This window comes from Streptomyces sp. NPDC029836, from assembly GCF_055574495.1.
Genome location: NZ_JBVHZI010000002.1, coordinates 1,117,360 through 1,135,780, shown reverse-complemented (window position 1 = coordinate 1,135,780; position 18,421 = coordinate 1,117,360). Strand labels below are relative to the sequence as shown.

Below are 18,421 nucleotides of genomic sequence, written 5' to 3'. Positions count from 1 at the left end.
CCGTCGACGAGGCGGGCGGACACGGCGGGGACCAGGGAGATCGGGTCGTGGGCCTGGGTGGGCGGTACGCCGACCAGGGCGGCGAGGCGTTCGCGGCCGTCGACGAGGCGGGCGGACACGGCGGGGACCAGGGAGATCGGGTCGTGGGCCTGGGTGGGCGGTACGCCGACCAGGGCGGCGAGGCGTTCGCGGCCGGCGGCGCGCAGCACGGTGGCGGCGCGGTCGCGGGCGTCGGCCTTGCGGTAGAGGCGGGCGAGGCCCTCGGTGGACTCGGAGGCGCGAACGGCGACGGGCAACTTCTCGGTGACGAGGGGGCCGAGCCGGCGGGCGCGCCAGAGGGCGGTGACGACGGCGGCGAGGAGCAGTTGGAGCAGGGCCCAGTGCCAGCCGGTCGGGACGAGGTCGAGGAGGCTCTTGTCCTCGGTGTCGTCGGCGTCGGTCATGTCCGAGAGGGTGGGCAGGTACCAGACGAGGTCCGGGCGGGAGCCGAGGAGTTGCAGGGCGAGGGAGGCGTTGCCCTGCTCGGCGAGGTGTTCGTTGCGCAGGATGCTGTCGGAGCCGAGGAGGACGGTGTCGCCGCCCCGGGTGGCGCCGGGCCGGACGACGAGGGTGGGCCGGCCGTCGCTCGGGTAGCAGCCGGTGGCTCCGGTCGGGGCCGCGGTGTAGCCGAGGTCGCCGCCGGTGCCGGCGCGGCCCGCGGTGACGGCGGCGGGCAGGGCGCAGCGGGGGTCGAGGTCGTCGGGGTGGGCGGGGCCGGCGGTGCGGGTGCCGGGGGCCAGGTCGGGGAGGGAGTCGTCGGGGGCGATCAGGACGGTGCGGCCGCCGGACAGGTCGCCGGCGGAGCGGATCGCGCGGCGCTGGGACGGGCCGAGCCGGTCCGGGTCGGTGATTAGCAGGGTGGTGCCGGGGCCGGTCGCGGCGGCGGCGTCGGCGGCGTTGGTGACGACGCGGGTGGTGACGCCGCGTTCCTGGAGGAGTTGGGCGAGGGCCCGGCTGCCCGAGGGGTCGGCGGAGCGCGGGTCGAGGCGGCCGTGGTGGTCTCCGGTCTGCAGGCCGGCGAGGAGGGCGGCGGAGGCCAGCAGGATGCCGAGGGCGAGGAGGAAGCCGCGGCCGCGGGTCCAGATCTGGGCGCGGGTGAGGGCGGTGGAGGTGGCGGCGCGGGCTCCCGGGCGGGTGGGCCGGTCGCCGGCCCGCACGGGGGCCGTCGCCGGGTCGCCGGCTTGCGTGGGCGGTGTGCCGGGGTCGCCGGTCGGCGCGGGCAGTGTCGCCGGGTTGCCGGTCGGCGCGGGCAGTGTCGCCGGGTCGCCGGTCGGCGTGGGCGGTGTGCCGGGGTTGCCGGCCTGCGCGGGGGCCGTCCCGGGGTTGCCGGCCGGCGGGGTGGTCGCGGGGTCGGCGCGTCGCGGCTCGGGCTCGGTGGGCCGGGCGGGCGGCGTCGCGGGGTCGGTGGGGCCGGTCATGCGGTGGGTCCCGTCAGGAGCGGCTTGGTGCGTTCCAGGGTGAGGTCGAGGGTGCGCAGGCGGGCGTAGGTGTCGGCGTCGGCGCCGCGGCCGCCGTAGGTGACGTCGTCGAAGGTGCGGGCGGCGGCGCGCAGGTCGCTCGCGTGGCCGGGCAGGGACACGGCGGCTTCGGCGGCGGCCTCGTCGGCGGTGCGGCCGGGGCGGGGGTCGAGGAGGGTGCGTTCCTCCAGGGACCGGACGAGGGCGCGCATGCGTTCCTGGACGGCTTCGGTCCAGCGGCCGGCGGCGGCGTGCGCGTCGGCGGCCGTGCGGTGGTCGGCGGCGCTGCGCGGGCCGTCGTCGAAGAGGAGGCCGGTGCTCGTGGCCGTCCGGCGGGGGGTGCCCAGGCGCCACCAGAGGGCGGCGACGGCCAGGGCGACCAGGAGGGCGACGGCGAGCAGGCCGACGCCGCCGCCCGGGGTGACGGAGGCGGCGCCCTCGAAGAGGTTGTCGAGCCATTCCCAGAGGCGCTCCAGGCCGCGCTCGAAGAGGCTCGGGTCGTCCTGGTGGTAGACGCTCTTGGCGAGCTCGCGGTCGGCCGCCTCCCGGGCGGCGTCGCGCGGTGTCGTCAGTGGTGGTGCCTCGGCGCCGGGCAGCAGGGCCGCGGCGCCGGTGACGATGAGTCCCCCCGTTCCCATCGTCGGTCAGCCTCCCGAGGCCGGTCCGGCGCCGCCGGGCCGCGATCCGACCGCGGCGTGGTCCTGGTGGTCGTGGACGCCGGCGGCGCGGGCGAGTTCCAGGTCGAGGGCCTCGCGGCGGATGCGCTGGTCGATGTACAGGAGGCTGGTGACGCCCGTCTGCATGGGCACCGTGACGGTGAGGGAGATGAGCCCGCCGACGGCGGTGACGAGCAGGAAGGTCCAGGACTGGGCGGAGGTGCCGCTGAGCAGGCCGTCGAAGCCGTCGGGGGACACGATCATGGCGATCACCGCGAAGGGCACCGCGATGATCACGGAGACGAGCCAGGTGATGACCCAGGTGAGGGCGCTGATGCCGAAGATGCGCCACCACGAGCCCTTGACCAGCTTGGCGGAACGCTTCAGCGCGTCGGTGACCTTGCCGCGTTCCATCATCAGGGCGGGCGGCGCGAGGACGAAGGTGACGAAGAACCAGGCCAGCAGCACCAGGCCGATGGGGACGCCGAGGACGGTCAGGACGGCGTTGCCGGTCAGCAGGCCGGGGAGCGCGGGCAGCATGCCGGCGGCGAGCGCGCCGAGGAACAGCACGGCGGTGAGGCCGAGCATGCGCGGGGCCATGGGGCGCACGCCGCGCAGGTGGGCGGCGACGGTGGAGCGCCGGCCGAGGACCGCCTGGCTGACGACGCCGGCGAGCAGGCCGGTGACGAGGAGCAGGCCGAGGAGCTGGAGGTAGTAACTGGCGAAGCCGGCGAGCATCGTGTCGTTCATCAGGCGCACGAGCTCGTCGGGGGTGGCGGTTTCGTCGGTCGACACGACGAGGTTGTCCCGCAGCAGGCGCTGCGTGCCGAGCAGGCCGAGCTGGACCAGGGCGGCGACGACCAGGCTGACGGACAGGACGGTCTTCCAGTGGGCGCGCAGGGTGCTGACGGCGCCGTCCAGGATCTCGCCCAGGCCCAGGGGCCGCAGGGGGATCACTCCGGGCTTGGCGGCGGGCGGGGGCCCGCCCCAGCCGCCGGGGCCACCCGAATGGCCGTACGGGGCGCCGTAGGGTGCCCCGGGCTGTTGTCCGGGCTGGGGGGCGTACGGTCCCCAGCCGGCGCCCTGCTGCGGGGGCGGGGCCTGGCCCGCTCCCGGGCTCGACCACTGTCCGGGCGGGGGCTGGGAGTCCGACCACTTGGGGGCGTCGGAGGGCTGCGCGGGCGGCCGGCTGCCGTCGGAGCCCTGGCCGTCGGACGGGGAACCGGGGGTGGCCCAGCCCGGCGAGTCGTTCATCGTCGCTCCTTCACGTGCACCTGCCGTGGCGGGCGCGCTGGTCGGCTGCCATCGTGCCATGGGGGAACGCCGGACGGACCGGCCGTCCCCCCTCCGAGATCTCGGGCAGCTCGTCCCTTCAATTGTCGCGCCGATCCGGGGCAGACTGGACGTCCTGATCACCACGCAGGTCCGAGGGGCGATTTCCAGCCCTTTTGGCTGTGGGACAGCTCACCGCCGGGTAACGATTAGCTAATGGGATGATGTCAAGCATGAAGGGACGCGTCCTTGTCGTCGACGACGACACCGCACTGGCCGAGATGCTCGGCATCGTGTTGCGTGGAGAAGGTTTTGAGCCGTCGTTCGTAGCGGACGGTGACAAGGCATTGGCTGCTTTCAGGGAGGCCAAGCCGGACCTCGTGCTGCTCGACCTCATGCTGCCCGGACGGGACGGCATAGAGGTGTGCAGGCTGATCCGGGCCGAGTCGGGCGTGCCTATTGTCATGCTCACTGCCAAAAGTGACACGGTTGACGTGGTCGTGGGCCTGGAGTCCGGGGCCGACGACTACATCGTCAAGCCGTTCAAACCGAAGGAGCTGGTCGCCCGCATCCGGGCCCGTCTGCGCCGGTCGGAGGAGCCCGCGCCCGAGCAGCTGGCCATCGGTGACCTCGTCATCGACGTGGCCGGGCACTCGGTCAAGCGCGAGGGTGCCTCCATCGCACTCACCCCGCTGGAGTTCGACCTGCTGGTCGCCCTCGCCCGCAAGCCCTGGCAGGTGTTCACCCGCGAGGTGCTGCTGGAGCAGGTCTGGGGCTACCGGCACGCCGCGGACACCCGCCTGGTCAACGTGCACGTACAGCGCCTGCGCTCCAAGGTCGAGAAGGATCCCGAGCGCCCCGAGATCGTCGTGACGGTGCGCGGTGTCGGCTACAAGGCCGGACCGAGCTGACGTGCAGCCCGGCAAGCCCCGGGGCGGCTCCCGATGGGGAGCCCCGTGGGGCGGCCGGCGGCTCCGCCAGGTGACGGACGGAGCGGCCGGCGGCCCCGTGCTCCGGCTCTGCGTACGCCTCGTGCGCCGGCCGGTGCTTCCGGCTGTCCGGCTGTGGCGGCGCAACATCCAGCTCCGGGTGGTCGTCGCGACGCTGCTCATGTCGCTCGCCGTGGTCCTCGCCCTCGGCTTCGTCGTCGTCGCGCAGGTCAGCAGGGGACTCCTCGAAGCCAAGGAGGAGGCCGCGCAGAGCCAGGCCGCCGGCGGCTTCGCGGTCGCACAGGAGAAGGCGAACACGCCCCTGTCCGTGGACGGGGCCGACGCCACCGACAACAAGGTCGGCCGGGACGCCAGCACCTGGATGAACTCCCTCGTCAAACAGCTCGCCAGTGGCGGCCAGACCGCTTTCGAGGTCGCCGCGCTCGGCGCCGGTGAGCAGGCGTCCGGAGCCCAGGGCGTCAAGGGCGCCCGTGCCTCCGGCAACGTCGACCCGACCGCCAGCGTCCCCATCGAGCTGCGCCGGGCCGTCAACAACGCCACCGGCACCTTCAAGACCTTCTCCGAGATCCGCTACACCGCCGGCGTCGGCGACAAGGCGCCCGAGCCCGCGCTGGTGGTCGGCAAGCAGCTCACCGACATCAACGGCTCCCCGTACGACCTGTACTACCTCTTCCCGCTCACCCAGGAGGAGGAGTCCCTCAGCCTGGTCAAGAGCACCATCGCGACCGCGGGCCTGTTCGTCGTCGTGCTGCTCAGCGCCATCGCCTGGCTGGTCGTGCGCCAGGTCGTCACCCCCGTGCGGATGGCCGCCGGGATCGCCGAGCGGCTGTCCGCCGGGCGGCTCCAGGAACGCATGAAGGTCACCGGCGAGGACGACATCGCCCGCCTCGGCGAGGCCTTCAACAAGATGGCCCAGAACCTCCAGAACAAGATCCAGCAGCTGGAGGACCTGTCGCGGATGCAGCGCCGTTTCGTCTCCGACGTCTCGCACGAGCTGCGCACCCCGCTCACGACCGTACGGATGGCAGCCGACGTCATCCACGACGCCCGGGTCGACTTCGACCCGGTCACCGCCCGCTCCGCCGAACTCCTCGCCGGACAACTCGACCGCTTCGAATCGCTGCTCGCCGACCTGCTGGAGATCAGCCGCTTCGACGCGGGCGCGGCCGCCCTGGAGGCCGAGCCGATCGACCTGCGGGACGTCGTGCGCCGCGTCATCGACGGGGCCGAACCGCTCGCCGAGCACAAGCGCACCCGGATCAGGGTCCTCGGCGACACCCAGCCCGTCATCGCCGAGGCCGACGCCCGGCGCGTCGAGCGGGTGCTGCGCAACCTCGTCGTCAACGCGGTGGAGCACGGCGAGGGCCGCGACGTCGTGGTCCGGCTCGCTTCCGCGGGCGGGGCCGTCGCCGTCGCCGTACGGGACTACGGGGTCGGTCTCAAGCCCGGCGAGGCCACCCGGGTCTTCAACCGGTTCTGGCGCGCCGACCCCGCGCGGGCCCGTACGACCGGCGGAACGGGCCTCGGCCTGTCCATCGCCGTCGAGGACGCCCGGCTGCACGGCGGCTGGCTCCAGGCCTGGGGCGAACCCGGCGGCGGCTCCCAGTTCCGGCTCACCCTGCCCCGGACCGCCGACGAGCCCCTGCGCGGATCCCCGATCCCGTTGGAGCCCGAGGACTCGCGCGGCAACCGGGCCCGCGCCGCCGCCGAGGCCGCCGGCCGCGGACCCGGCGCCGCCGGACGCCCCGCCGAGCGCCCGGACCGCTCCCCGATACCGCCGCGCCCGGCCGTCGCCACGGCCCCGCCGGTCCCCACCGACCCCACGGCGTTGCCGGGCAGCGGCTCCCGGGTCGTCGCCAGGCCGGCCGACCAGTCGACAGCACAGGAGGACGGAACCGGTGGACGCTGAGCGCGGGCCGCGACGCGCGGAGGTCGGACGGTCGAGGACCGCGACGGCGCTCCTCGCGCTCGGCGCGAGCGCCGTACTGGTGTCGGGCTGCGCGTCCATGCCGACCCGCGGCGAGATCCGTCCCGTCGAGGCCTCGCAGGGCGTCGACTCCCAGGTCCGGGTGTTCGGCGTACCGCCCGCCGACAAGGCGAGCCCGGCCGACATCGTCGAGGGCTTCCTCGAAGCCATGACCAGCGACGACCCGCAGCTGGAGACCGCCCGCAAGTACCTCACCGCGGAGGCCGCCAAGGACTGGAAGCCCGGCTCGGCCGTCACCGTCCTGTCCGCGGGCCTCGACCGGCTTCCCGTCCAGGGTGAGAAGGACCCCGACGGACCCCGCTGGAAGGTCACCGGCAAGAAGCTCGCGACCGTCGACGAGCGCAGCGCCTACCAGCCGGAGACCGGCGGCGGACGTTACGAGGAGTACCTCCAGCTCGTCCAGGTCGACAAGCAGTGGCGGATCGCGACGCCGCCCAGCAGCCTCGTGCTCAGCGAGTCCGACTTCCAGCGCATCTACAAGCCGGTCAACAAGTACTACTTCGCCGGCAACTCGCTCGTCGCCGACCCGGTGTACGTCCGCCAGCGCACCGACCCCGAATCCCGCATGGACCCGACCACGCAGACCGTCCAGTCGCTGCTCGCCGGCCCCTCCAAGTGGCTCGGTCCGGTCGTCGCGACCAGCTTCCCGACCGGCACCGAACTACGCGAGGGCACCAAGTCCCTCTCCTACGACGGCCAGAACACCCTGCGCGTCCCGCTCAACCTCAACGGCTCCAACGTCGCCCAGCCGCAGTGCCAGAAGATGGCCACCCAACTCCTGTACACCGTCCGGGACCTGACGGGCTCCCGGCTGGACCGGGTCGAACTGCTGCGTCCCGACGGCAAGTCGCTGCTGTGCTCGGTGACCGCCGCGTCCGCCGCCGCGTTCGTCAGCCCCACGCCGTCCCCCGAGCACCAGTACTACGTGGACAAGGACTTCAGGCTCGTCCGGATGTTCCTCAGCGTCAACGCCGACGAACAGCAGGACAAGGCGGAGCCGGCGCCCGGGCCGCTGGCCACCGCCGCCGGTTTCAAGGTGGGCTCGGCGGCCGTCACCTACGACGAGAAGCGCGCCGCGGTGGTCTCCTTCGAAGGGCGCGACCTGTACGTGGTCACGCTGACGACGGCCGGACCGATGCCGCAGCCCGTGCTCAGCAGCAAGAACGGCAAGCTGGGCGCGCCGAGTTGGGACGCCCACGGAGACCTGTGGGTCGCCGACCTCGACCCGCAGGCCCAGGGCCTGTGGCGGATCCCCGGCGGAACCGGCGCCCCGCAGAAGGTCGACGTCGCCGGGCTGGACGGGCGGATCACCGGGCTGAAGGCATCCGCCGACGGGGTGCGCCTGGCGCTGCTCGTCGAGAAGGAGGGCGGCCGCAAGAACCTGTTCACCGGCCGGATCGAGCGCCCCGAGGGGCAGGGCGACGCCTCGCGGGTCTCGGTGCGCGAGCTGCGCCCGGCGGCCCCGCAGATGGCCGAGGTGACGGCGATGAGCTGGGCGCCGCGCGGCCGGCTGCTGGTGGTGGGGCGGGAGAGCGGCGGGGTCGACCAGGCCCGCTACATGCTGGCGGACGGTTCGATGATCGCGGCGAGTCTGCCCGGGGCGACCGGACTGAGCGCGATCGCCGCCGCCGAGGACGAGTCCCGGCCGGTGGTGGCCTACTCGGGCGAGGACGGCATCGTGTGGCTGCCCCCGGGCGCGCAGTGGCGCACGGTGGCGGCGGGCGGCCAGGCCCCGGTGTACCCGGGCTGAGGGACTCCTGCTGACCGACTCCGGCTGACGGCCCCGGGCTGACGGCCGGCGGCCGGAGGCCGGGGCGGCTCGGGCCGGTGGTGCGGCGGGCCTGTGGCGTGCCTGGGCTGCGGGGTGACTCGCCTGCGGAGCTGCTTCGGCTGCGGGACGTCCGGGCTGCGGTGCCGTCGGGGCGGCGGTCCGTCGGTAGCGGCGGCGTGTTCGGGCCCGCGGTTCGTTCCGGATGCGGTGGGCTCGGGCCTGCGGTTCGCTCCGGCGCGGTGGGTTCGGGCCTGTGGTTCGTTTCGGCCGGGGTGCGGCCCGGTGTGCGCGGTGTGCGCGGTGTGCCGGTCTGCGGTGCGGCCCGTTCGGCTGGTGCCGGGGGCGGTTCTCGGGGGTTTTCCACAGGGGTGGCGGGTGGGGGGTCGGCCCGGCAGAGTGGGTCGTGGGGGTGCGGTCGTGCGGGGTTGGTGGCGGGAGATCTCCGGGCTGGTGCTTCCGGTCGACTGCGCGGGCTGCGGCGCGGCGCGGGCGGTGCTGTGCGCGGACTGTCGGGACGGGCTGAGCGGGTCCGGGGCCGCCGAGGTGCGTCCCGCGTCGAGACGTCCGGGTCCCTCGGGGCTGCCGGTGGTGTACGCCGCCGCGCCCTACGAAGGGGCCGTACGGGCCGTCGTACTGGCCCACAAGGAGCGCGGCGCGCTGCCGTTGGCCGAACCGCTGGGCGGCGCCCTGGCCGCCGCCGTGCGCCGCTCGGGCGCGGGTCGGGCGGGGGAGGTGGTCCTGGTCCCGGCGCCCTCGGCGCGACGGGCCGTCCGGGCGCGCGGCCACGACCCGGCGCGCAGGATCGCGCTGGCCGCCTCGGCGCGGCTGCGGCGGGACGGTACGGCCGCGCGCGTGGCGTCCGTACTGCGCCAGCGCAGGCCCGTGGCGGACCAGGCGGGCCTGGGGGCCCGGCAGCGGCGGGAGAACCTCTCGGGGGCGCTCGAGGTCCGCAGGGGCGGCGCCGGGCCGGTGGACGGGGCCCGGATCGTGCTGGTGGACGACGTGGTCACCACCGGGGCCACCCTGGCGGAGGCCGCCAGGGCGCTGCGGGAGGCCGGGCTGCGGGTGGAGGTCGCGGCCGTGGTGGCGGCGCCGGGGGACTCCTTCGTCCGGCCGGGCGCCGGCGGCTCCGTCCGGGAACCGGGCGGGTACCCGTACAGACCAAAAATCCTGTGAATAGATTTGGAACTGCTGGGGAATGCGCAACGTTGCAGGTAGTAAGAGGGAACAGCCACCTGAACGGAGGTACGTTCCGGTAGCGGGTGCCGACAACCGGCATTGAGAGATATGTTCGGTTGTGAGGAACTGGCGATCCTTGGGCCCCAGGTATCGGAGCACCAGTCCGCCCGTTTGGAATCTTCGTGAAGAGGCTGTGTCCCTCTACTCCGAAGTCGGTGGGATGTAGATCTTGCCGATGGGGGAGGAGGAGGTGAAAGTCGCCAAGTCCGAGGCTCCGGTGTTCACCGGAGTCTGGTGCGAAAGGGAGACGCTTCGCCGAACGAGGCGAGGGTCTCCGGGAACGGAGTTCTGCGTGGACATCGTCGTCAAGGGCCGCAAGACCGAGGTACCCGAGCGGTTCCGCAAGCACGTGGCCGAGAAGCTGAATCCTGAGCGGATCCAGAAGCTCGACGCCAAGGTGATCAGCTTGGACGTCGAGGTGTCCAAGGAGCACAACCCGCGGCAGGCCGACCGTTCCGACCGCGTGGAGATCACCCTGCGTTCGCGGGGCCCGGTGATCCGTGCCGAGGCCGCCGCAGCCGACCCGTACGCGGCGCTCGACCTGGCTCAGGACAAGCTGGAGGCCCGGCTGCGCAAGCAGCACGACAAGCGCTACACGCGCCGCGGCAACGGCCGGATTTCGGCGGCGGAGGTCGCCGACGTGGTGCCGGGGGTCGCGTCGCTCAACAGCAACGGCGAGCCCGTCGGGGAGGACACGTCGGACGGGGTCCCGACCACCCGGATCGGACCGCTGGAGGTCCAGGGCGAGGGCCCGCTCATCGTCCGCGAGAAGACGCACTCCGCCGGACCCATGTCGCTCGACCAGGCCCTGTACGAAATGGAACTGGTCGGCCACGACTTCTATCTGTTCGTTGACTCCGAAACCAAAATGCCCAGCGTCGTCTACCGCCGCCACGCCTATGACTACGGCGTCGTCCACCTGAACGCGGACGGTGCCTCCAGCTCCGACGAGGGAGCGGCCGGCGCGGGCGGTGCGCTCGGCGGCTGATCCGTCCCGCTCCATGCGGATGCCCCCGCGGAACGCACACGCGTTCCGCGGGGGCATCCGCATGGACGGGTATGAGCCAGTCGAATTTCGCCGGATCCCCGTTCGGCGCCGCGGACGTGGAATCATGGCGGACAGTCAGCCGGCGCTCCATCCCGTCGGTTCGGCCCAGCAGCTCAGCACATGCAGGGGGAGGAACGATGGCGGACAGCTTCGGGCCGGTGCGCGGTGACGACGGCGCGGGCTGTCGGGACGCGGACCCGGCCGGCGAGCCCATCCGGGTGCTCGTCGTCGACGACCACGCCCTCTTCCGGCGCGGCCTGGAGATCGTCCTCGCGCAGGAGGAGGACATCCAGGTCGTCGGCGAGGCCGGGGACGGCGCCGAGGCCGTGGACAAGGCCGCCGACCTGCTGCCGGACATCATCCTGATGGACGTGCGGATGCCCCGGCGCGGCGGCATCGAGGCCTGCACCTCGATCAAGGAGGTGGCCCCCTCCGCGAAGATCATCATGCTGACGATCAGCGACGAGGAGGCGGACCTCTACGAAGCGATCAAGGCCGGCGCGACGGGATACCTGCTCAAGGAGATCTCCACCGACGAGGTCGCGACGGCGATCCGCGCGGTGGCGGACGGCCAGTCGCAGATCAGTCCCTCGATGGCGTCGAAGCTGCTCACCGAGTTCAAGTCGATGATCCAGCGCACCGACGAGCGCCGGCTGGTACCGGCGCCCCGGCTCACGGACCGGGAGCTGGAGGTCCTGAAGTTGGTGGCCACCGGCATGAACAACCGTGACATCGCGAAGCAGTTGTTCATCTCCGAGAACACGGTGAAGAACCACGTCCGCAACATCCTGGAGAAGCTCCAGCTGCACTCCCGGATGGAAGCCGTCGTCTACGCGATGCGGGAGAAGATCCTGGAGATCCGCTGAGGCGGACGCTCCTCAGGCGCCGAGCGCGCCGCGCGCGCGGAGTTCGGCGGTCACCGCCTGCGCCTCCCGCGCGGTGGCCGCCCGGTCGACGCGGACCTCCTCGCAGCCCACCCACCGGGCCGCCTCCCACAGGGCCTCGGCCATCGCGCCGGCCGCCTTCGGGGACGTCAGCGACAGTTGTCGGGCCACCAGGACGGCGCCCTCGCGGCCCGGGTCGACGCGCCCCTGGAGTCGGCCGCCGGACAGCAGCGGCATCGCGAAGTACCCGTGGATCCGTTGCGGTTTGGGGACGTACGCCTCCAGCCGGTGGGTGAACCCGAAGATCCGCTCGGTCCGGGGGCGGTCCCAGACCAGCGAGTCGAACGGGGACAGCAGGGTGGTGCGGTGCCGGCCGCGCGGTACGGACGCCAGCGCCTGGGGGTCGGCCCACGCGGGCTTGCCCCACCCCTCGACCGTCACCGGGACCAGTCCGGACTCCGCGACGACCGCGTCGAACTGGTCGCCCTTCAGGCGGTGGTAGTCCGCGATGTCGGCGCGGGTGCCGACGCCCAACGAGCGGCCGGCCAGGGCCACCAGGCGCCGCAGGCACTCGTGGTCGTCGAGGTCGTCGTGGAGCAGGGCGTCCGGGACGGCCCGCTCGGGCAGGTCGTAGACCCGCTTCCAGCCGCGCCGCTCGGCGCAGACCACCTCGCCGGTGTCGAGCAACCACTCCACCGCGATCTTGGTCTCGGACCATTCGAACCACTCGCCGCCGTTCTTGGCGCCGCCGAGTTCGGTGGAGGTCAGCGGGCCCTCCGCGCGCAGCCGGTCCAGGACCGCCGCCGTCGAACGCTCCTTGTCCTGCAGGACGTGCCAGCGGTGGCCGCGCGCCCGGTTGGCGCGCCGGCGGAAGGCGAAGTGCGGCCACTCCTCGATCGGCAGGACGCAGGCGGCGTGCGACCAGTACTCGAAGGCGTGGCCCTGCGACCAGTACGCCTGCTCGACGGTGCTCCGGCCGACCGCGCCCAGGCGGGCGTACGGGATCAGCTCGTGCGAGCGGGCCAGGACCGAGATGGTGTCCAGTTGCACGGCGCCGAGGTGGCGCAGCACCCCGCGGACCCCGCCCCTGCGGTCGGGCGCCCCCAGGAAGCCCTGCGCGCGCAGGGCGATGCGGCGGGCCTCGTCGGCGGACAGGGACAGGGTCGGCTGCGGCAGGCTCGTCATGGGCCGCAGCCTAGGCCGGGTCACCGACAGCGGGGAGGTGGGCGAGCGCGGGGGTCAGGCCGAGGTCGGAGGGCAGCAGCGAGCCGATCCAGCAGTCGCGGGCGGTGTCGTTCCGGCGCAGGGCGGCCCGCAGCAGGCCCTCCATCCGGAAGCCGGCCTTCTGCGCCACGGCCCGGGAGCCCGCGTTGCCGACCTCCGCGCGCCATTCCAGTCGTACGGCGCCCAGCTCGGTGAAGGCCCAGCGGGCGACGGCGGTGACGGCCTCGGTCATGAAGCCCCGGCCCCGGTGTTCCCTGACCGCCCAGTAGCCGATCTCGAAGACGTCCGGATCGCGCCGGTGGAGGCCCAGGGCCGCGACCAGGGGGCCGTCGGGGGCGATCCGCACGGCGAAGGAGTAGGCGGTGTCCTCGCGCCATCCGGTGGGGACCACCTCGTTCACGAAGTGGTGGGCGTGGGCGCGTTCGTAGGGGGAGGGGACCATCGTCCAGCGCTGCACGTCCGGGTCCTGCGCGGCGGCGTACACCTCGTCCTCGGCGGCGGGGGTGAAGGGGCCCAGGGCGAGGCGGTCGGTGGTGAGCGTGATCGGCTTCATGGGCGGATTCTGCGGGCGGAGCCGGTGGTATCGCGAACAGATTTCGCAAAGCCCTGCCGTGAAGTGCGGCACCTTCGGCCGCCCCCGTACGTTCTCATTCCGGGCGTCCGTGCCCTGCGGACCCGGCGGACCTCCCGACGCGACCACGTCCTCGCTTACGATGGCCGTTGCGGTGGGGCCCACCTGCCGTGCCCGTGTACGTACAGTGCCCAGGCCCGACCGGCAAGGAGACAAACCTCGGTGTCCGTCTTCAACAAGCTCATGCGTGCAGGCGAAGGCAAGATCCTGCGCAAACTGCACCGCATCGCGGACCAGGTCAACTCCATCGAAGAGGACTTCGTCAACCTCTCCGACGCCGAGTTGCGTGCGCTCACGGACGAGTACAAGCAGCGCTTCCAGGACGGCGAGAGCCTGGACGACCTGTTGCCCGAGGCCTTCGCGACGGTCCGCGAGGCGGCGAAGCGCGTCCTCGGCCAGCGTCACTACGACGTCCAGATCATGGGTGGCGCGGCGCTGCACCTCGGGTACGTGGCGGAGATGAAGACCGGTGAGGGCAAGACCCTCGTCGGCACGCTGCCCGCGTACCTGAACGCGCTGTCCGGCAAGGGCGTCCACCTGATCACGGTGAACGACTACCTCGCCGAGCGCGACTCCGAGATGATGGGCCGCGTCCACAAGTTCCTCGGCCTGAACGTCGGCTGCATCCTGGCGAACATGACGCCGGCGCAGCGCCGCGAGCAGTACGGCTTCGACATCACGTACGGAACGAACAACGAGTTCGGCTTCGACTACCTCCGCGACAACATGGCCTGGTCGCAGGACGAGCTCGTCCAGCGCGGCCACAACTTCGCCGTGGTCGACGAGGTCGACTCGATCCTCGTCGACGAGGCCCGTACCCCGCTGATCATCTCCGGCCCGGCCGACCAGGCCACCAAGTGGTACGCCGACTTCGCGAAGCTGGTCACCCGCCTGACCAAGGGCGAGGCGGGCCAGCCGCTGAAGGGCATCGAGGAGACCGGCGACTACGAGGTCGACGAGAAGAAGCGCACCGTCGGCATCCACGAGGCCGGTGTCGCGAAGGTCGAGGACTGGCTCGGCATCGAGAACCTGTACGAGTCGGTGAACACCCCCCTCGTCGGGTACCTCAACAACGCGATCAAGGCCAAGGAACTCTTCAAGGTCGACAAGGACTACGTCGTCATCGACGGCGAGGTCATGATCGTCGACGAGCACACCGGTCGCATCCTGGCCGGTCGCCGCTACAACGAGGGCATGCACCAGGCGATCGAGGCGAAGGAAGGGGTGGACATCAAGGACGAGAACCAGACCCTCGCCACGATCACCCTGCAGAACTTCTTCCGCCTCTACTCGAAGCTGTCCGGCATGACCGGTACGGCCATGACCGAGGCCGCCGAGTTCCAACAGATCTACAAGCTGGGCGTCGTCCCGATCCCGACGAACCGCGGGATGGTCCGCAAGGACCAGCCGGACCTGATCTACCGCACCGAGGTCGCCAAGTTCGCGGCCGTCGTCGACGACATCGCGGAGAAGCACGAGAAGGGCCAGCCGATCCTGGTCGGCACCACCTCGGTCGAGAAGTCCGAGTACCTCTCGCAGCAGCTCTCCAAGCGCGGCGTCCCGCACGAGGTCCTCAACGCGAAGCAGCACGAGCGCGAGGCCTCGATCGTCGCCCAGGCCGGCCGCCGCGGCGCCGTCACGGTCGCCACGAACATGGCCGGTCGCGGTACGGACATCAAGCTCGGCGGCAACCCGGACGACCTCGCCGAGGCGGAGTTGCGCCAGCGCGGCCTCGACCCGGAGGAGCACATCGAGGAGTGGGCGCAGGCCCTGCCCGAGGCGCTGCTCCGTGCGGAGGCGGCCGTGAAGGCCGAGTTCGAGGAGGTCAAGTCGCTGGGCGGGCTGTACGTCCTGGGCACCGAGCGGCACGAGTCGCGCCGCATCGACAACCAGCTGCGCGGTCGTTCCGGCCGTCAGGGCGACCCGGGCGAGTCCCGTTTCTACCTGTCGCTCGGCGACGACCTGATGCGCCTGTTCAAGGCGCAGATGGTCGAGCGGGTCATGGCCATGGCGAACGTCCCCGACGACGTGCCGATCGAGAACAAGATGGTGACGCGCGCGATCGCGTCGGCCCAGTCGCAGGTCGAGACCCAGAACTTCGAGACGCGCAAGAACGTCCTGAAGTACGACGAGGTCCTCAACAGCCAGCGCGAGGTCATCTACGGCGAGCGCCGTCGTGTCCTGGAGGGAGAGGACCTGCACGAGCAGGTGCGCTTCTTCATGGACGACACCATTGACGCGTACATCGCGGCCGAGACGGTCGAGGGCTTCGCCGAGGAGTGGGACCTGGACCGGCTGTGGAGCGCCTTCAAGCAGCTCTACCCGATCAAGACCACGGTCGAGGAGCTGGAGGAGGCCGCGGGCGACCGCGTCGGGATCACCGCCGAGTTCATCGCGGAGTCCGTCAAGGACGACATCCACGAGCAGTACGAGAGTCGTGAGAAGGCGCTCGGCTCGGACATCATGCGCGAGCTGGAGCGGCGCGTGGTGCTGTCGGTGCTGGACCGCAAGTGGCGCGAGCACCTCTACGAGATGGACTACCTCCAGGAGGGCATCGGCCTGCGCGCGATGGCCCAGAAGGACCCGCTGGTCGAGTACCAGCGCGAGGGCTTCGACATGTTCAACGCCATGATGGAGGGCATCAAGGAGGAGTCCGTCGGCTACCTGTTCAACCTGGAGGTCCAGGTCGAGCAGCAGGTCGAGGAGCTTCCGGTGCAGGACTCCCCGTCGCTGACGAAGGAGCCGGCGGCCCGCCCGGAGATCCGGGCCAAGGGCCTGGACGCCCCGCAGCGTCCGGACCGGCTGCACTTCTCGGCCCCGTCCGTGGACGGCGAGGGCGGTGTCATCGAGGGCGAGTTCGACACGGACGGCTCGGTCGACGGCGGCGACGGCATGACCCGCGCGGAGCGCCGCAAGGCGCAGAAGGCCTCCGGCGGGCGGCGTCGCAAGAAGTGACCGCGTAGGGGTTGTGACCCCGCGTACGACGGCCGGGGCCGGGCACCGTGAGGGTGCCCGGCCCCGGCCGTCCCCGTACCCGCCGGGGCGGGTACGGGGACCGCGGCGGCTCCGGGCCGGTCAGGGGCGCGGGGCGCCGACCTCGACGGCCGCGCACCGCCAGCGCAGGTCGGAGCCCTGCTCCAGGCGGAAGGCCATCGCCGAGACCCGGTCGCCCGTCGTGATGCGGGCGAACGCCTCGATGACGCCGGGGCCGGGGTGGAAGCGGCCGCAGTGGCGCAGCACGGGGCGCAGCCGCTCGCGCGGCGGCCCCGTGGGGGCCAGGACGACCAGTTGCTCGTACGCCCCGCCGACGGTGAGGCCGAGCAGGGAGTGCACGGGCCGCTGGCCGCTGAGCACCGCCAGGAGGCGTTCGGCGAACCAGTCGTGCGGGCCGCCGGGGCGCCGCAGGGGGCGCGGGGCGACCCGGGGGACCGTGCGGGGGCCCGACGGTGGCCGCCGCTGGTCGCGCCGACCGGCGGGGCGGTGGCGGCCGCCGGGCGGGGCGGCGGCGGGCCTGCTGCGGCTGCCCTCGCCGCCGGCCGTGCTGCGCGTGGTGGTGTCCATGGCGTCTCCCCCGTGCGGGCCGGGCCCGGCTGGTCGTACCGGGCGGTAACTCGGTGGGGGATGTCTACGGCCGCCGAACACGCTCCGCAACCGGGGCGCGTGGCCGGGCCGGTGGGTGGGCCGGTTCACTTATCCGGGTGGCCGCGGCCCCGCCGCCGCGTACCCGGCACCGCCCGGTGGGACGCCGGTGGACGCGCCCGGGGGCGGCCGGGCGGGCCCGAAAGGGTACGGGCCCGTCACTCCGGCGGACGCACCTCCGGGAACCGGGCGGGCGGTCGTATCCTGAGGGCGTTTCCGACTACCGAAAGCAGCCGGCCATGCGCGTCTACGTCCCCCTGACCCTCCCGGCCCTCGCCGCGGCGCACGAGGCGGGCGAGCTGGGGCCCGCCCCGCTCCGCGCCTACGCGGTGACCCCGGAGCTGCGGGAGTGGTACGTGTCCGACGACATCGAGGAACTGGAGTACGCGGCCCTGAACCGGGCCGCCGTCGCCTCGCTGCGGCTGCTGTCCGCCGACCCGGCCGCGCCCCGCACACGGGTCGTCGTCGCCGTCGACGTCGATGACAAGGCCGCCACCGCCGACCCCGGGCCCGACGAGGCCGCCCTCGGCCGGGTGGCGCTGGCCGCGCCCGTGCGCCTGGCCGTGGCCGCCGCCGTCCACCTCGACGCCGAGGACGCCCGCGAGGACGTCACGGCCGCCGCGGCGGCGGTGGAGGCCGCCGAGGGCGGGGACGGCGCCGCCCGCTTCCTCGTGGACGCCTCCGAGGACCACGAGCTGCTGTGGTTCGGCGTCCAGGAGATCCCGGGGCTGCTGAGATGACCGGCTCGAACCCCCATCTCGTGTGGGACTGGAACGGCACGCTGCTGCACGACATCGACGCCGTCATAGCCGCGACCAACGCCTCCTTCGCCGAGCTCGGCTTCGACCCGATCACGCTGGAGACCTACCGCGACCTGTACGTCGTCCCCGTCCCGAAGTTCTACGAGCGCCTCATGGGACGGCTGCCCACCGACGCCGAGTGGCTCGTCATGGACGAGGCCTTCCACCGGCACTACTGGGCCGCCGCCGACGGCGCCGGGCTGGCCGAGGGCGCGCTGGAGCTGCTGCGGGGCTGGCAGGACGACGGACTGACCCAGTCCCTGCTGTCGCTGGCGCCCCACGAGAAGCTGGTGCCCCTGGTGCGGACGCACGGAATCGACCGGCACTTCCTGCGCGTCGACGGGCGCACCGGGCCCTCGCACACGACCAAGGCAGGACATCTCGTACGCCATTTGGCGGCCATGGAAGCGGCCGGGGTGAGCGCCACCCGTACGGTCCTCATCGGGGACGCCGTGGACGACGCGCTCGCCGCGGCCCATGTCGGCGCCCGCGCGGTGCTCTACACCGGAGGTTCGCACAGCCGCGCAAGTCTGGAATCGGCCGGAGTGCTCGTCGTGGACACCCTGGCCGAAGCCGTAGCCGCAGCTCGCGAACAGGCCGGATAGCCACCGGGCACGAACAGGGCCGCCCGGTCGCTGTCCAGAGTGTCAAAGTTCCACCCCCGGATTTGTACACATGCAGCTCATGACGGGCCGGGGGTGGAACGGGATAGCCTGGTACCCGTGATCAGCGCGATAGTCATCGGGGGCACTGAAGCCCCCGGCCCGCGCCCGGCGCACGACCGTGCCCGGGCCTTCGCCGATCTCCGCTGCCGGGACACCGAG

The 18,421-nt window shown here is 72.8% G+C and carries 15 protein-coding genes; 9 read left to right on the top strand and 6 right to left on the bottom strand.

Translation table 11 applies throughout. The annotated features are described in order from the left end of the window. From ACZ4XJ_RS10890 to ACZ4XJ_RS10880, 3 genes are all read right to left on the bottom strand, one after another. Positions 1–1,457: DUF4350 domain-containing protein (locus ACZ4XJ_RS10890; protein WP_468495914.1), on the bottom strand; the 1,457-nt coding region annotated here is incomplete at its 3' end. Next, positions 1,454–2,134: a DUF4129 domain-containing protein gene (locus ACZ4XJ_RS10885; protein ID WP_468495913.1), complete on the bottom strand. Its 681-nt coding sequence runs from the start codon at positions 2,132–2,134 to the stop codon at positions 1,454–1,456. The genes ACZ4XJ_RS10885 and ACZ4XJ_RS10890, both read right to left, overlap by 4 nt. 6 nt (positions 2,135–2,140) lie before the next feature. Then, the gene (locus tag ACZ4XJ_RS10880; RefSeq protein WP_468495912.1) at positions 2,141–3,406 is read right to left on the bottom strand and encodes a glycerophosphoryl diester phosphodiesterase membrane domain-containing protein; all 1,266 of its coding nucleotides are present in this window, start codon (positions 3,404–3,406) and stop codon (positions 2,141–2,143) included. A 239-nt stretch (positions 3,407–3,645) separates the two neighbouring features. On the opposite strand from ACZ4XJ_RS10880, the gene mtrA reads away from it, so the two are divergent. From mtrA to ACZ4XJ_RS10850, 6 genes are all read left to right on the top strand, one after another. After that, positions 3,646–4,335 (top strand): two-component system response regulator MtrA, encoded by a 690-nt coding sequence (mtrA, locus tag ACZ4XJ_RS10875; protein WP_199810456.1) that lies wholly within the window; start codon positions 3,646–3,648, stop codon positions 4,333–4,335. 97 nt (positions 4,336–4,432) lie between these two features. Beyond that, positions 4,433–6,283: an MtrAB system histidine kinase MtrB gene (gene mtrB, locus ACZ4XJ_RS10870; RefSeq protein ID WP_468495951.1), complete on the top strand. Its 1,851-nt coding sequence runs from the start codon at positions 4,433–4,435 to the stop codon at positions 6,281–6,283. Beyond that, complete coding sequence (locus ACZ4XJ_RS10865) at positions 6,273–8,111, top strand: LpqB family beta-propeller domain-containing protein (RefSeq protein WP_468495911.1); 1,839 nt, start codon at positions 6,273–6,275, stop codon at positions 8,109–8,111. Before mtrB ends, ACZ4XJ_RS10865 begins: the two co-directional genes overlap by 11 nt. A 438-nt stretch (positions 8,112–8,549) precedes the next feature. After that, the gene (locus ACZ4XJ_RS10860) at positions 8,550–9,308 is read left to right on the top strand and encodes a ComF family protein (RefSeq protein ID WP_468495910.1); all 759 of its coding nucleotides are present in this window, start codon (positions 8,550–8,552) and stop codon (positions 9,306–9,308) included. Positions 9,309–9,663: 355 nt separating this feature from the next. Next, positions 9,664–10,359 (top strand): ribosome hibernation-promoting factor, HPF/YfiA family, encoded by a 696-nt coding sequence (gene hpf / locus ACZ4XJ_RS10855; RefSeq protein WP_362881697.1) that lies wholly within the window; start codon positions 9,664–9,666, stop codon positions 10,357–10,359. Positions 10,360–10,556: 197 nt separating this feature from the next. Beyond that, positions 10,557–11,285 carry a response regulator transcription factor gene (locus ACZ4XJ_RS10850; protein WP_362881695.1) on the top strand — a complete coding sequence of 243 codons (729 nt, stop codon included), beginning with the start codon at positions 10,557–10,559 and terminating at the stop codon, positions 11,283–11,285. Positions 11,286–11,297: 12 nt separating this feature from the next. On the opposite strand, the gene ACZ4XJ_RS10845 is transcribed toward ACZ4XJ_RS10850, so the two are convergent. Further along, positions 11,298–12,488, bottom strand: coding sequence for a winged helix-turn-helix domain-containing protein (locus ACZ4XJ_RS10845; RefSeq protein ID WP_468495909.1), 1,191 nt, complete (start codon positions 12,486–12,488; stop codon positions 11,298–11,300). A gap of 10 nt (positions 12,489–12,498) precedes the next feature. After that, positions 12,499–13,080, bottom strand: coding sequence for a GNAT family N-acetyltransferase (locus ACZ4XJ_RS10840; protein ID WP_468495908.1), 582 nt, complete (start codon positions 13,078–13,080; stop codon positions 12,499–12,501). Positions 13,081–13,320: 240 nt separating this feature from the next. On the opposite strand from ACZ4XJ_RS10840, the gene secA reads away from it, so the two are divergent. Next, positions 13,321–16,113, top strand: coding sequence for a preprotein translocase subunit SecA (gene secA / locus ACZ4XJ_RS10835; protein ID WP_362881689.1), 2,793 nt, complete (start codon positions 13,321–13,323; stop codon positions 16,111–16,113). A 120-nt stretch (positions 16,114–16,233) separates the two neighbouring features. Here the strand turns inward: secA and ACZ4XJ_RS10830 are convergent, their stop codons facing one another. Further along, positions 16,234–16,719, bottom strand: coding sequence for an Rv3235 family protein (locus tag ACZ4XJ_RS10830; RefSeq protein WP_362881688.1), 486 nt, complete (start codon positions 16,717–16,719; stop codon positions 16,234–16,236). 317 nt (positions 16,720–17,036) lie between these two features. On the opposite strand from ACZ4XJ_RS10830, the gene ACZ4XJ_RS10825 reads away from it, so the two are divergent. Both ACZ4XJ_RS10825 and ACZ4XJ_RS10820 read left to right on the top strand, forming a co-directional pair. Then, entirely contained in the window at positions 17,037–17,537 is a 501-nt protein-coding gene (locus ACZ4XJ_RS10825; protein WP_362881686.1) for a DUF6912 family protein, read from the top strand. Further along, the gene (locus ACZ4XJ_RS10820) at positions 17,534–18,202 is read left to right on the top strand and encodes an HAD family hydrolase (RefSeq protein WP_362881684.1); all 669 of its coding nucleotides are present in this window, start codon (positions 17,534–17,536) and stop codon (positions 18,200–18,202) included. Before ACZ4XJ_RS10825 ends, ACZ4XJ_RS10820 begins: the two co-directional genes overlap by 4 nt. The last annotated feature ends 219 nt before the right edge of the window (positions 18,203–18,421 follow it).